This window comes from Hydrogenophaga sp. T66 (assembly GCF_057219855.1).
Map to the genome: position 1 here is coordinate 1,702,541 of NZ_JBXVVX010000001.1, position 14,047 is coordinate 1,716,587.

At 70.7% G+C, this 14,047-nt stretch carries 8 protein-coding genes; 2 read left to right on the top strand and 6 right to left on the bottom strand.

The features are described from left to right. Window positions 1–13: 13 nt before the first annotated feature. The gene (locus AC2D80_RS07840) at window positions 14–2,173 is read right to left on the bottom strand and encodes a cyanophycin synthetase (RefSeq protein ID WP_484632407.1); all 2,160 of its coding nucleotides are present in this window, start codon (window positions 2,171–2,173) and stop codon (window positions 14–16) included. A 205-nt stretch (window positions 2,174–2,378) separates the two neighbouring features. Here AC2D80_RS07840 and AC2D80_RS07845 point away from each other — a divergent pair, with 205 nt between their 5' ends. Beyond that, the gene (locus tag AC2D80_RS07845) at window positions 2,379–4,682 is read left to right on the top strand and encodes a cyanophycin metabolism-associated ABC transporter (RefSeq protein WP_484632408.1); all 2,304 of its coding nucleotides are present in this window, start codon (window positions 2,379–2,381) and stop codon (window positions 4,680–4,682) included. Beyond that, window positions 4,679–5,170, top strand: coding sequence for a cyanophycin metabolism-associated DUF1854 family protein (locus AC2D80_RS07850; RefSeq protein WP_484632409.1), 492 nt, complete (start codon window positions 4,679–4,681; stop codon window positions 5,168–5,170). Before AC2D80_RS07845 ends, AC2D80_RS07850 begins: the two co-directional genes overlap by 4 nt. 9 nt (window positions 5,171–5,179) lie before the next feature. Here AC2D80_RS07850 and AC2D80_RS07855 read toward each other — a convergent pair whose 3' ends face one another. From AC2D80_RS07855 to AC2D80_RS07875, 5 genes are all read right to left on the bottom strand, one after another. Beyond that, window positions 5,180–6,877, bottom strand: a complete 1,698-nt coding sequence (locus tag AC2D80_RS07855; RefSeq protein WP_484632410.1) for a thiamine pyrophosphate-binding protein — start codon at window positions 6,875–6,877, stop codon at window positions 5,180–5,182. Window positions 6,878–6,909: 32 nt separating this feature from the next. Then, window positions 6,910–8,142, bottom strand: coding sequence for an MFS transporter (locus AC2D80_RS07860; protein WP_484632411.1), 1,233 nt, complete (start codon window positions 8,140–8,142; stop codon window positions 6,910–6,912). Between the two features lie 46 nt (window positions 8,143–8,188). After that, on the bottom strand, window positions 8,189–10,636 hold the full coding sequence (locus AC2D80_RS07865) for a DUF1631 family protein (protein ID WP_484632412.1): 2,448 nt from the start codon (window positions 10,634–10,636) through the stop codon (window positions 8,189–8,191). Between the two features lie 191 nt (window positions 10,637–10,827). Continuing rightward, window positions 10,828–13,434, bottom strand: coding sequence for an ATP-dependent chaperone ClpB (gene clpB / locus AC2D80_RS07870; protein WP_484632413.1), 2,607 nt, complete (start codon window positions 13,432–13,434; stop codon window positions 10,828–10,830). 131 nt (window positions 13,435–13,565) lie between these two features. Then, entirely contained in the window at window positions 13,566–14,042 is a 477-nt protein-coding gene (locus tag AC2D80_RS07875; RefSeq protein WP_484632414.1) for a molybdenum cofactor biosynthesis protein MoaE, read from the bottom strand. Window positions 14,043–14,047: the final 5 nt, after the last annotated feature.

A 14,047-nucleotide genomic window follows, 5' to 3' on the forward strand; every position in this document is an offset into this window, starting at 1 on the left:
GCGGGGATGGAGGTCAGTCGCGCGGCAGCGAGTCAAAGCGCTGCAGACCGGCGGCGATGAGGGAGGGGCTCAAGCCGGTGGCCCAGGCGGCGGCAGCAGCGCCGCACAGCACGCGCGCCCGGTCGGCGGAGGTGCCGGCGGCCAGCGGCGCGCGGGCCTGCGGGACCGTCTCCTGGCCCTCAAACAGGCACACCGCCCCGTCGACCCAGCGCACCGTGCGCGACAGGCCCGCGTCCGCCGCCGGGGCTGCGGCGGTGCCATAGCCCACGCAGGCGCCGTCACAGTGGCGTCCGAGTTCGACCACGCCGGGCGCATCGAGGTTGAGCACGCAGGCTCCGGCGTCGAGCACCACGTCGACCTGCGTGCGCAGGACCCGGGGCATGCCGCCGGCATCCAACACGTCATGGCGGGCCAGCGATTCCCAGCCGTCGAGGTCGGTGACCACCCCAACCAGGCACCGGTCGTACGGCAGGCCGTGGTCGAGAATCAGACCCGGCGAGCTCTCCACCACCAGCGAGTGGATGTCGCGGTTCATCAGCAGGCGCTGGCATTGGTCCCAGTAGTCAGACGCGGCGGCCTCGACCCGACGCCGCCCGATGAAGATCCCATCGGCGCAGGCCAGGCCGGCCGGGGCGTGCTCGAGGTCGAGCAGGAAGGCGGCGGCCCGGGCCAGCAGCGCGGTGTCGCGGGTGCCGGCGATGCCGACGACCGGAATGCGGCCGGCCATGGGCGTGGCGGGGTCGAACAGGTGATCGACAATGGCCTCGCCCACGGGGCGCGGCTGGCCAATGGCCGGGCGCAGGTGCATCAGCAGCCCGGGGCCGGCATTGACCTCCACGATGGCGCCGCCGACCGCGTGCAGCGGCTGACGGATGTCTTCCGTCACGAGGTCGATGCCGGCGATGTCGAGTCCCACGGTGCGGGCCGCCAGTGCCGCCATGTAAGCCACCTCGGGATGCACCTCGTCGGTGCAATCGAATGGCATGTTGCCATTGCGCTGAACCAGCACGCGCTGGCCATCGGCCGGCACCGAATCGCCGGTCAGCCCCTGGCGCTCCAGCAGCAGGCGGATGGCGGGCTCGCGCTCCAGCCGCAGCGTCTCCAGCGGAAACTCCTCGGCCTCGCCGCGGCGCGGGTCGCTGTTGAGTTGGGTGTCGATCAGCGCGCGCACGGTGGAGCGGCCATCGCCGGTGATCCACAGCACCTCGCCGCGGTTGGCCGCCACGACCTTGCCGCCCACGACCAGCACGCGGTGCTCGGCACCGCGGATGAATTTTTCGACGATGACCTCGCTGCCCTCGGCCTCGGCGATGGCGTAGGCGCGCTCAATGTCGGCCTGATCGCTCAGTTCGAGCGACACGCCGCGGCCGTGGTTGGCGTCGCTGGGCTTGACCACCACCGGCAGGCCGATGTCCTGCGCGGCCTCCCAGGCGTCGGCCGGGCTGTCGACCACCCGCCCCTCCGGCACGGGCACGCCGCAGGCGACCAGCAGGCCTTTGGTGAGGTCCTTGTCGCTGGCGATGTTCTCGGCGATGGCGCTGGTGAGGTCGGTCTCGGCGGTCCAGATGCGGCGCTGGCGCGCGCCCTGGCCGAGCTGCACGAGGTTGCCATCGTTCAGGCGCAGGTGGGGGATGCCGCGCGCGGTGGCGGCCCCCACGATGGCGGCCGTTGACGGGCCCAGCCAGGTCGAATCAACCACCTCGCGCAGCGCATCCACCGCGGCCGGCACGTCAAAAGGCTCGTCGTTGAGGGCGGCATGGATCAGGGCCAGCCCGTGCTGCAGCGCGGCTTCGCCGGTCGCCTGGTTGCGGGCGCGAAAGACCATGCGGTAGACGCCTTCGCGGGAGGTGCTGCGCGTCTGGCCGAAGCCCGTGGGCATGCCCGCGCGGTTGAGCAGCTCGATCACGCAATGCTCCAGCACGTGACCGGCCCAGGTGCCCTCGCGCAGGCGCTGCACGAAGCCGCCGTGCTCACCGACGCCGCAGTGGTGGGATTCCAGCCCGGGCAGCCAGGCCAGCAGCCGGTCCACAAAGCCCGGCACGGTGTTCGACGGGTGCTGTTCCAGGCTGCCCAGGTCCAGCCAGACCTCCAGGGTGGAGCGGTAGGTCCAGGCGTTGGGGCCACCCAGGAACCGGTGCTGCAGGACCTGCAGCGCGAAGCGGGTCGAACTCATAAATGCGGTGGTTGGATACACAAAGGCCGGGCATCCAACCCGGCCAAGTCCGGCGCCGCTGGCAGCGCCGCGCTGCGCGCTATCGCGCGAACGCGGGTGCTATTTTGCGATGAACCTACCGTGTTCGCCTGAACGCTTCTTAAGTTTTTGGCACCGGATGTGTCGCCTCGGTGCGGCGCGGCAGATGACGGACAATCCCGCTCCCATGCAAGCCGCTCCCGACCACCCGGCGCCCGACCGCGCCGACGCCCTGCCCCCCGGCGTGTCGCCGGACGACGTGCTCGCCCGCGCCGCAATCGACCTTGACGCGGCCGGCCGCTTCTCCGAGGGACAGTTGCTCCTGACGGGGCAGGCGCTGTGGTCACAGGCCGGCGATGGCGCGTGGTCCTCGCATCCGCTGGCGGCGGGCCAGCGCCTGCGCCACACCGACCTGGCGGGCGTGGCGTCGCTGGATCTGCTGGACGACAACGGCCTCGTGGCGCGCTGGCGGCTGACGCTGGCGCACAACGTTTCGGCCCTGCGCCTGGCAAGGTCTTTTGAGGCCGCCGTGGCCCGCGCGGCCCGCGGCGAGGGCCGTCCGGTGGCCGAGGCCGCCGCCTGCCCCACGTGTCAGGCGCCGTTGCCGCCCGACAGCGATGACTGCGAAAACTGCCAGCGCGAGTTCAACGAGCCGCCCTCCACCTGGGTCCTGCTGCGCCTGTGGCGTTTCGCGCGGCCCTACCGCTGGCAGCTGCTGGCCGGTTTTCTGCTCACGCTGGCGTCCACCGCCGCCACGCTGGTGCCGCCCTACCTGACGATCCCGCTGATGGACGACGTGTTGATCCCGTTCCAGAACGGCCAGCGCATCGACGCCGCCTACGTGGCGCTGCTGCTCAGCGGCCTGCTCGGCTCGGGCCTGCTCGCCTGGGGCCTGGGCTGGGCGCGCACCTGGCTGCTGGCGCTGGTGTCCGAGCGGATCGCGGCCGACCTGCGCACCAGCGCCTTCGACCACCTGCTCGGCCTCTCCCTCGACTATTTCGGCGCCAAGCGCACCGGCGACCTCATCGCCCGCATCGGCTCCGAGACCGACCGCATCTCGGTGTTCCTGTCGCTGCACGCGCTCGACTTCGCCACCGACGTGCTGATGCTCACCATGACCTCGGTGATCCTGTTCTCGATCAACCCGTGGCTGGCGCTCGTCACGCTGCTGCCCCTGCCCTTCATCGCCTGGATGATTCACCTCGTGCGCGACCGGCTGCGCACCGGCTTTGAGAAGGTGGACCGGGTCTGGGGTGACGTGACGAACGTGCTGGCCGACACCATTCCGGGTATCCGCGTGGTCAAGGCCTTCGCCCAGGAGCGCCGCGAGTCCGGCCGTTTCCACGACGCCAACGTCCAGAACCTCGGTGTCAACGACCGCATCAACAAGACCTGGAGCCTGTTCTCGCCCACCGTGACCCTGCTGACCGACGTTGGCCTGCTGGTGGTCTGGGGCTTTGGCATCTGGCAAATCGCCAAGGGCGACATCACCGTGGGCGTGCTGACCGCCTTCATCGCCTACATCGGCCGCTTCTACGGCCGCCTCGATTCGATGAGCCGGATCGTCTCCGTGACCCAGAAGGCCGCCGCCGGCGCCAAGCGCATCTTCGACATCCTGGACCACACCTCCAACGTGCCCGAGCCGACCGACCCGGTCACGATCGAGCGGGTGCAGGGCGGGCTGCGCATCGACAGCATCGGCTTCCGCTACGGCAACCGCTCGGTCATCCGCGACCTCAGCCTGGACATCCGCCCCGGCGAAATGATCGGGCTGGTCGGCCACAGCGGGTCGGGCAAGAGCACGCTGGTCAACCTGATCTGCCGGTTCTACGACGTGACCGACGGCCGCATCCTGCTCGACGGCACGGACATCCGCCGCCTGCGGGTGAGCGACTTCCGGCGCCACATCGGACTGGTGCTGCAGGAGCCCTTCCTCTTCTTCGGCACGGTGGCCGACAACATCGCCTACGGCAAGCCCGGCGCCACCCGCGAAGAGATCGTGGCCGCCGCCCGCGCCGCCCACGCGCACGATTTCATCCTGCGGCTGCCGCAAGGCTACGACTCGCTGGTGGGCGAACGCGGACAGGGCCTGTCCGGTGGAGAGCGCCAGCGCATCAGCATCGCCCGCGCGCTGCTGATCGACCCGCGCATCCTCATCCTGGACGAGGCGACTTCGGCGGTGGACACCGAGACCGAGAAGGAGATCCAGAAGGCGCTGGACAACCTGGTGCAAGGCCGCACGACGATCGCCATCGCCCACCGCCTGTCCACGCTGCGCAAGGCCGACCGGCTGGTGGTGATGGACCGCGGCGAGGTGGTGGAAGTCGGACCACACGACGACCTGATGGCGCGCCAGGGCGCGTATTGGCGGCTGTACGAAGCGCAGGCGCGCCAGGCCGCCAGCGAGGAGGAGGCCGAAGAGCACGAGGCCCGGCTGGTCGCGCAGCAGCTGCCCCAGCCCTCGGCCCACACGCAGGGAGGTGTGGCATGAGCGAGAACGCACAACCCGGCGGGACGGTGGTGGCCTTGTGGCGCGACAGCCTGGGGCGCTGGGTCTGCCGCGACGCCCAGGGCACCGTGCACGTGGGCGTGCAGCCGGTGCGGGCGTTCCCGCTGACCGCCCCCGACGAGGCGATCAGCGTGGTCGGCCCGGCGGGCGATGAGCTGCTGTTTGTCGCCCGGCTCAGCGACGCCCCCACCGATTGGCGCGACGCGCTGGTGACCGCGCTGGGCGAGCGCGAGTTCACGCCGGTGATTGAGCGCATCCGCGCGGTCAGCACATTCGCCACGCCCAGCACCTGGCAGGTCGACACCGACCGCGGCCCGACCGAGCTGGTGCTCAAGGGCGAGGAAGACATCCGCCGGCTGCCCGGCACCCCGCGCCTGCTGGTCACCAGCGCGCACGGCGTGGTGTTCGAGATCCGCGACCGCAACGCGCTCGATCGCGGGTCGCGCCGCCTGCTGGAACGCTTTCTCTGAGACGGCGCGTCAGTGCCCGGCGGCCCGCGCCGCGGCGCGGATGGCGCTGAGCGTGCCGCGGGTGGTGATGACCTCGGGGTCCAGCGGCAGCTCGATGACCGTGCCCACCGGCGCGTCCAGCGCGCGCCGCAGGGCAGGCTCAAAGCCCGCTGTCTCGGTGACGCGCTCGGCCGCCCAGCCGTAGGCGCGCGCCAGCGCCACGAAATCGGGGTTGGCCAGCGCAGACCCGCTCACCCGCTCCGGGTACTCGCGTTCCTGGTGCATCCGGATGGTGCCGTAGGCGCCGTTGTTGACCAGCAGGACGATCGTGCGCGCACCGTGCTGCGCGGCGGTGGCCAGCTCCTGCCCGTTCATGAGGAAATCGCCATCGCCGGCGATCGTGAACACGGTGCGCCCGGTGAGCAGCGCCGCCGCGATGCCGGCCGGCACGCCGTAGCCCATGGCGCCGTTGGTGGGGGCGAGTTGCGTCTTGCGGCCGCGCGCCAGGCCCGGGTAGCGGTAGAAGCGGTGCAGCCAGCTGGCGAAGTTGCCCGCGCCGTTGGTGAGCACGGCGTCGGCTGGCAGCAGGCGCTGCAGGGTGTGGATCACCGCGGGCATGTCGATCGGGCCGGGCAGCGCCACGCCGCCGTTGGCCGGGTCGATGTTGGCCAGGTAGTCGGCGTGGGCCTCGCGCGCCCAGGCGCTCCAGGCCACGGTGGGCGGCGCGGTGAGCACCTCCAGCGAGCGGGCCGCGGCGTCCATGGTGGCGTGGATGGCCAGGGTGGCGCGGTACACGCGGTGAAGCTCCTCGGCACTGGCGTGAACGTGGACCAGCGTCTGGCGCGGCTCGGGCGCTTCGATGAGCGTGTAGCCGCCGGTGGTGGCTTCGCCCAGGCGGGGGCCGAGCGCAATCAGCAGGTCGGCCTCGCGGATGCGGCGGGCCAGCGCCGGGTTGATGCCCAGCCCCACGTCCCCGGCGTACAGCGGGTGGTGGTTGTCGAAGGTGTCCTGAAAGCGGAAGGCGTTGGCCACCGGCAGCTGCCAGTTGTCGGCAAACCGCTCCAGCGCGGCCGCGGCCTGCGGCGTCCAGCCGCCACCGCCGGCGATCACCAGCGGCCGCTGCGCCGCCAGCAAGCGCTCGCGCAGGCTGCGCAGGGCACCGGGGTCGCTCCACGCGGGGGCCGGCTCCACCCGCGGCAGCGGTTCAGCACTGACGCGCTCGGTCAGCATGTCTTCCGGCAGCACGAGCACCACCGGACCCGGCCGTCCGCCCATGGCCGTGGCGAAGGCGCGCGCCACGTACTCCGGCAGGCGCCGCGCGTCGTCGATGCGCTCGACCCGCTTGGCCAGCGGCCCGAAGAAGCGGAAGAAGTCCACCTCCTGGAACGCCTCGCGGTCGCGCGCGTCGCGCGCCACGTCGCCCACGAACAAGACCATCGGCGTGCTGTCCTGAAAGGCGGTGTGCACCCCGATGGAGGCGTTCGTGGCGCCGGGGCCGCGGGTCACGAAACACACGCCCGGACGCCCGGTGAGCTTGCCCTGCGCCTCGGCCATGAAGGCCGCCCCACCCTCCTGGCGGTTGGTGATGAAGCGGATGCGGTCGCGCCGCGCGTGAAGGCCGTCGAGCACGGCAAGAAAGCTCTCGCCCGGCACACCAAAGGCGTGCGTCACGCCCTGGGCAATCAGGCAATCGACCAGCAGGTGGCCGGCGAGTCGGGACTCGGACATGGGATCAGACTCCGTGGAAGCAGGAAAACGGCTCAGGCGGTGCGGCGACCGACGCCCACCGCCGCCAGCACCGACAAGCCCAGCACCAGCGCGCCGCCGAGCAAGGTGGCGCTGTACCAGCCGCGGTCCATGAACAGGCCAAAGAGCGCGGGTGACAGCGCGAACCCGACGTCGAGGCCGGAATACACCGTGCCATAGACGCGGCCGGTCGCGCCCTTGGGCGTGGCTTTCTTGATCATCATGTCGCGGCTCGGCCCGCCCACGCCGACGGCAAAGCCGGTGGCGGCCAGCGCGACCAGCGTGCCGGTGGCACCGAGCCAGCCCGTGGCGCACAAAGCCAGCAGCAGCGCGCCGCCCGTCATGGCAACCGCCACCACGCGATCGCTGCTCAGGCCGTGCCGGTGTCCGTAGGCCGCCACGAAGCCGCCGACCAGCATGCCCACGGCCCCGCACAGCATGTAGGCGCTGACGGTGAGCGTGGCGGTCTCCATGCCCACCCCGTGCAAGGCCTTGAGGATGGATGGCGCGAAGCTCTGCACGACGGCCAGGGTCATGGTCGAGAGCAGGAAGAAGGCGAAGCACCACCAGACCACCGGCAGGCGCAGAAACGCCAGGTCGTCGCCGCGCGACGCCCCCGCCGCGCGCACCACCACCTCGGTGCGCAAGCGATCGCGCTGCCAGAACAACACCCCCAGCACCACCACGTACAGCACCGCCGCGCACTGATAAGCCACGCGCCAGTCGGCCGCCGCCGTGATGCCCACCAGGAAAGCCGGCGCGAGCGCCCACCCCAGGTTGCCGGTCAGCCCGTGCACGCTGAACGCGTGGCCGAGCCGCGCCGCCGACACGCGCTGGTTGAGGATGGTGAAGTCGGCCGGGTGAAACGGCGCGTTGCCCAGCCCGGCGAGCACCGCCACCGCCATCAGCCCGGCGTACCCCGTGGCTTGCGACGCGACGAGCGAGGCCAGCAAAAAGCAGCTGATCGCGGCGAACAGGACGGGCCGCGCGCCCACCCGATCCACCACGAAGCCGGACAGGGCCTGACCGGTGCCGGAGATGACGAAGAACACCGTCATCAGCAGGCCGACATCGGAAAAGCTCAGGCCGAAGTCGCGGATGAACACCGGAAACAGCGGCGCAAGCAGCAGGTGGGAGAAATGGGACGTGCCGTGGGCCAGGCCCACCAGGCCGATCACGGCGGCGTCCTGGCGCAGCGGCACGGGCGGGGGCGGGGCGACGGGCGCGGTGGTGGCGGCGGCGGTCATGCCCGCATGGTAGTGCGGGCGCCCGGCGGGCGGGGTCGCGGGCGGCTCAATGCACCGACTCGGCCACAACCGACTCGGCCGGCAGCGCCTCGCGCACGCGGTCGAGCGCGCTGGAGACGACGTCGTGCACCGCCAGCGGCCGCAGATGACGCGCGGCCAGCAGGCGCTCGCAGCTGCGGCGGGTCATGGTGTGCGCGGTGCCGCCGCGCCCCAGGAACATGAACAGGGTGCCGCGCGCGCTCGCCCAGACCAGTTCCGCCCGCACCCACTGGCCCTGCGACCAGAGATCCACCCAGCTGCCCGCCCGCAGGCGGTCGAGCTGATGCACCACCGGTCCGCCGTCCGCGTCACCCCCGTGATCGGCGGCGGCAGCCATCGTGCCTTCAAGCTCCGCTGCCAGCGGCGGTGCATCGCCCCGCACGGTGTCGGCAAAACCCGCGGCCTCCTGCTCCTGCCGACCCAGCCAGGGCTGTTCGGCCGCGCGCGGGATGCGCTGTTCGGCCGTGGCGGGCTCCAGCATGTCGGCCGGCAGCGGCTCGGCCACCGTGTCGGGAAACTCGTCGGCTTCCAGCGGCGCGCGGCCGGACTGGCGCGCATCGACGCGCTTGCGGGCCGCGCGCAGCTTGAGCACGGGCTCATGGAGCCGCAGCAACGACGCGAAAAAACTCTCGGTCGCCTCCGGCGGATGCTCCAGCGCCCGCAGGCCGGCCCGCAGCGTGAGCAGCAGAGGCGGCACGATCTGAAACAGCTGGGCCGGCCGGCGCAGCGTCACCTCCTGCCGAATGCTCCACAGCAGCTGCGAAATGGCCTTGCGGTAGCCGCCGGGGTCGGGTTCGCCGGCAGTGGCCTTCATGCGGGCATCGGCGATCACCAGCGACCACGGGCCGTAGAGGAAATCCAGGATGAACGCCGGCGCGGCCTCGATGTCCGGGCGCTTGCTGATTTCCCACGCGACCTGGTCCGCCACGGTCTGGCGATCCTCGGCGTGCTGCACCGCCTGCACCCGCGTCTGGCGCTGCGCCGCGTCGGCCGCGTCCTCCGCGTCCCAGCGCGCCTGCAGGTCCGCCAGCGCCTCCCCGAACAGCCCGGCATCCTCGGTGCCCGAGTCGTTGAGCCCCAGGAACGCGGCACGAACCGGCGAGAAGAACGCATCGAACGCGGGGTCGAATTCGTCGTTGTAGCGGAAGCTGCGCTGCGCGACCCGCTCGACCAGGCGACGCGCCGGGTGGTCGGGTTCGTTGAAATAGCGCGGGTGGGCGAGCGCCAGGCGCAGCAGCGCAGGCTCCAGCGCCACCACCGCTTCACGCACCGGCGCCAGCAGCAGCGGATCGCTCGCCACCTGGTTGACCAGCATGCGCACCACGTCTAGGCCCATGGCCTGCGGCAGCGCCTGGGCCTGGGCCTTGAGGTCCAGCAGCACGCCGGCGCGGTGCAGTGGCGACGCGGCTTCGCCCCATTGCTCGCGGCTCAGCGGCGTGGTGGTGTCGACCGCCCGGGCCGGCCGGTCGACCGCGGCGAGATGGCGCTGCGCCTCGCGCCGCTGCCGCACGGCCTGCTCGTCGTGGGTGTAGGCAGCGATGTCTTGCCGCAACCGACCGCGCTCTTCCTCGACGGCGTCATAGAAGTCGTGGGTCAGCGCCCGGTCATAGCGGGCGTGATGCCCTTCCTGCAGAAACGCGTGGTAGGTCGCCTGATCGATGGGAGAGCGCACCTTCGCCAGCGCGGCCATGTCCGGCAACAGCGGATCGACCGGCTCCGGCGCCGGCTCGCCGCCGGGCAGGTCAAACCACTCGGAGGTCAGGCCATAGCCGGAGCCGCCCGCGCCCTCCTCGCCCGGCCGCTGGCCCGCGGCCTCGGCCGCCAGCCGCACCCGGTAGCCGGCTTCCGCGACATTGGCCTTCTGCAGGCGCGCAGCCACCTGGGCATACAGCCCGCGCAACTCCCGCCCCATCGGCCCCGGCAGGGCCTTGAACCAGGCCGCCCGCACCTGCCGGTCGGACTCGGTGGCCGACATCAGGTCGCGCAGCTCGCGCATGAAGACCGACGGCCGCAGCGGATTGAGGTCGGCGCGCACCGCGTCCAGCCCCACCAGCGAGCTCATCCGGGCGTCGAGCGCGGCCAGCTCCTGCTCCACCAGCGGCAGCAGGCTCTGCAGGGCGCGCTTGAACTCGAGCTGCTCGTTGAAATCGTCCTCGTCCACCAGCGAAAGCAGCCGCGAGTCGCTGAGCAGCCCCATGCGGGAACTCGACGGTTCCGGCTCGTCGCTCAGAAAAGCCGCCTTCAGCCGCTCCGGGTAGGCCTTGGACCAGGCGACTTTGTGGCGCATCAAGCCGGCCCAGGCCTCCGAGTCCCGGTCGGCCACGAGCGTGTCCCGGCGGGAGTTGCCGTCGAGCTGGCTGGTGATGATGGCGTCGATGCAACGCACCAGCATGCCCGGCGCAGCCTTCACCGCGTCGTCAAAGCACTGCTGCAGCAGGGGAGAGACGGCCTTCATGACGGGACAACGAGGGTGGCCGGGGCGGTAGGCGCTCCGTGAACTGGGTCACATTTATACCCCCCCACCCTGGCCGGCGGCGGCCACCGGCGCTGCCGGCCGAAGGGCTGCGCTGTGGAGCCGATGACCGGCGCGCGGCCCCGCCGGCAGTAGGACTTTGTGATCCAAAAACCCGCGCGCGCCGCCGGTGCTCAGGCGATGGCCTGCGCGTCGCCAAACTCGAAGACACCCGGGTTGCGCACCGGATCCACGCCCACCGGAATCACCGATTTCGGCGGATAGCGGCCTTCGAGCAACAGCTTGGACAGCGGGTTCTCCAGCCGCTGCTGGATGGCGCGCTTGAGCGGCCGGGCGCCGAACACCGGATCGAAGCCGACCTTGGCCAGCTCCGCCATCGCTGCGGGCGACACGTCGAGCCGCAGGTCCATGCGCTGCAGGCGTGCCTGCAGCGCCTTGAGCTGGATGCCGGCGATGGCCTCGATGTGCTGCGCGTCCAGCCCGTGGAACACCACGGTCTCGTCGATGCGGTTGAGGAACTCGGGCCGGAAGTGGTTCTTCAGCTCACCCCAGACCGCGTCCTTCACCTCGTCGTAGGGCTGCCCCACCATGGCCTGGATCAGCGGCGAGCCGATGTTGCTGGTCATGACGATGACCGTGTTCTTGAAGTCCACGGTGCGGCCCTGCCCGTCCGTCAGGCGGCCGTCATCCAGCACCTGCAGCAACACGTTGAAGACGTCCGGATGCGCTTTCTCCACCTCGTCAAGCAGCAAGACCGAATACGGCTTGCGACGCACCGCCTCGGTCAGGTAGCCGCCCTCCTCGTAGCCCACGTAGCCCGGCGGCGCGCCGATCAGGCGGGCCACCGAGTGCTTCTCCATGAATTCGCTCATGTCGATGCGCACGAGGTGGTCCTCGCTGTCAAACAGGAAACCGGCCAGCGCCTTGCACAGCTCCGTCTTGCCCACGCCGGTGGGCCCGAGGAACAGGAAGGAGCCGGTCGGGCGGTTCGGGTCGGACAGGCCCGAGCGCGAGCGGCGAATCGCGTTGGCCACGGCGCTGATGGCCTCGTCCTGCCCCACCACGCGCTCGTGCAGCTTGTCCTCCATCTTGAGCAGCTTGTCGCGCTCGCCCTGCATCAGTTTGGCCACCGGGATGCCGGTGGCGCGGGCAACCACCTCGGCGATTTCCTCGGCGCCCACCTGCGTGCGCAGCAGCTTGCGCCCCACGCCCGCGGGGCCACCGGCGGCCTCCTGCGCCTGCGCTTCCTTCAGCCGCTTTTCCAGCTCGGGCAGACGGCCGTACTGCAGCTCGGCGACCTTGTTGAAATCGCCCTTGCGCTTGAACGACTCGATCTCCAGCTTCACGCGGTCCATCTCCTCGCGCACCGTGCCCGAGGTCTGGACCGAGGCCTTTTCGGCGGTCCAGATCTCCTCGAGGTCCTGGTACTCGCGCTGCAGCTTCACCAGCTCGTCCTCGATGAGCGCCAGGCGTTTCTGTGAGGCCTCGTCGGTCTCCTTTTTCACCGCCTCGCGCTCGATCTTGAGCTGGATCATGCGGCGGTCGAGCTTGTCCATGGCCTCGGGCTTGGAGTCGAGCTCGATCTTGATCTTGGCAGCGGCCTCGTCGATCAGGTCAATCGCCTTGTCGGGGAGGAAACGGTCGGTGATGTAGCGGTGGCTCAGCTCGGCCGCAGCCACGATGGCCGGGTCGGTGATGTCCACGTTGTGGTGCTTCTCGTAGCGTTCCTGCAAGCCACGCAGGATGGCGATCGTGGCTTCGACGCTGGGCTCATCGACCAGCACCTTCTGGAAGCGGCGCTCCAGCGCGGCGTCCTTCTCGATGTACTTGCGGTACTCGTCGAGCGTGGTGGCACCGATGCAATGCAGCTCGCCGCGCGCCAGCGCCGGCTTGAGCATGTTGCCCGCGTCGATGGCGCCCTCGGCCTTGCCGGCGCCGACCATGGTGTGGATCTCGTCGATGAACAGGATGATGCGGCCCTCGTCCTGCGAAACCTCCTTGAGCACCGCCTTCAGCCGTTCCTCAAACTCGCCGCGGTACTTCGCCCCGGCCAGCAGACCGGCCATGTCGAGCACCAGCACGCGCTTGCCCTTCAGGCTGTCGGGCACCTCGCCGGCCACGATGCGCTGCGCCAGCCCTTCCACGATGGCCGTCTTGCCCACACCCGGCTCGCCGATCAGCACCGGGTTGTTCTTGCTGCGCCGCTGCAGCACCTGGATCGCGCGGCGGATTTCGTCGTCGCGGCCGATCACCGGATCGAGCTTGCCCTGACGGGCGCGCTCCGTGAGGTCGAGCGTGTATTTCTTCAGGGCCTCGCGCTGCCCTTCGGCCTCTGGCGTATTGACCGACTCGCCGCCGCGCACCGCCGCGATCGCCGCCTCCAGGCTCTGGCGCGACAGGCCATGTTCGTTGGCCAGCCGCCCCAGATCGCCCTTGTGGTCGGCCACGGCCAGCAGGAACAGCTCGCTGGCGATGTACGCATCGCCCCGCTTGAGCGCTTCCTTTTCGGCCGCCTGCAGCAGGCGGGCGAGGTCCTGGCCGACCGTCACGTCCTGGCCTTGCACCTGAGGCAGCTTCTTCATGGCCGCCTCGGCGGCCGTGCTCAGGCCCTTGACGTTGACGCCGGCGCGCTGAAGCAGAGGCGCCGCCCCGTCGGTTTGCCGCAGCAAAGCCAGCAGCACGTGCACCGGCTCGATGTAGGCGTGGTCGTTGGCCAGCGCCAGGCTCTGGGCGTCGCCCAGGGCTTGTTGCAGCGCGGTGGTGAGTTTGTCGAGTCGCATGGGATGAATCCTCCGATGCGGTCAACGATGGGGCCGGCGCATGGTTTTTTCAAGGCCAGCGCGCCGCGGCGCATGCCCGAAACGCCGCGCGCTTGATCCGCGTCAAGCCCGCCAGGCGGCGGGGCAGCCGGTCAGCCGGCGTTGCCGGCCTGGATGCCCCAGCGGGCCAGGGCCGCATCGTCGCTGACCCGGGCATCGACCCAACGCGCGCCGGCCGGTGTGTCTTCCTTCTTCCAGAACGGCGCCTGGGTCTTGAGGTAATCCATCAGGAACTCGCAGGCCTGGAAGCTTTGGCCGCGGTGGGCCGAGGTCACGACCACGAGCACGATCTGATCGAGCGGCTGCAGCAGACCCACGCGATGGATCACCCGGGCGCCCAGGATGTCGAAGCGGCGGAAGGCCTCGTCGATCATGGCCTCGATGGCCTTCTCCGTCATGCCCGGGTAGTGTTCGAGCTCCATGGCACTGACGGTTTGACCGTCGTTGCGGTCACGCACGGTGCCCACAAAGCTGCACACCGCACCCACGCCGCGATCCTGCGCGCGCAATCGGGCCACCTCGTCGCTGAGGTCGAAATCGGCGGTCTGGATGGTGACGCGGGCGGTCATGGCAA

Coding starts and splice junctions, on each gene's coding strand:
- clpB (WP_484632413.1), bottom strand. CDS start 13,434: ATGCGACTCGACAAACTCACCACCGCGCTGCAACAAGCCCTGGGCGAC.
- AC2D80_RS07840 (WP_484632407.1), bottom strand. CDS start 2,173: ATGAGTTCGACCCGCTTCGCGCTGCAGGTCCTGCAGCACCGGTTCCTG.
- AC2D80_RS07860 (WP_484632411.1), bottom strand. CDS start 8,142: ATGACCGCCGCCGCCACCACCGCGCCCGTCGCCCCGCCCCCGCCCGTG.
- AC2D80_RS07850 (WP_484632409.1), top strand. CDS start 4,679: ATGAGCGAGAACGCACAACCCGGCGGGACGGTGGTGGCCTTGTGGCGC.
- AC2D80_RS07865 (WP_484632412.1), bottom strand. CDS start 10,636: ATGAAGGCCGTCTCTCCCCTGCTGCAGCAGTGCTTTGACGACGCGGTG.
- AC2D80_RS07855 (WP_484632410.1), bottom strand. CDS start 6,877: ATGTCCGAGTCCCGACTCGCCGGCCACCTGCTGGTCGATTGCCTGATT.
- AC2D80_RS07875 (WP_484632414.1), bottom strand. CDS start 14,042: ATGACCGCCCGCGTCACCATCCAGACCGCCGATTTCGACCTCAGCGAC.
- AC2D80_RS07845 (WP_484632408.1), top strand. CDS start 2,379: ATGCAAGCCGCTCCCGACCACCCGGCGCCCGACCGCGCCGACGCCCTG.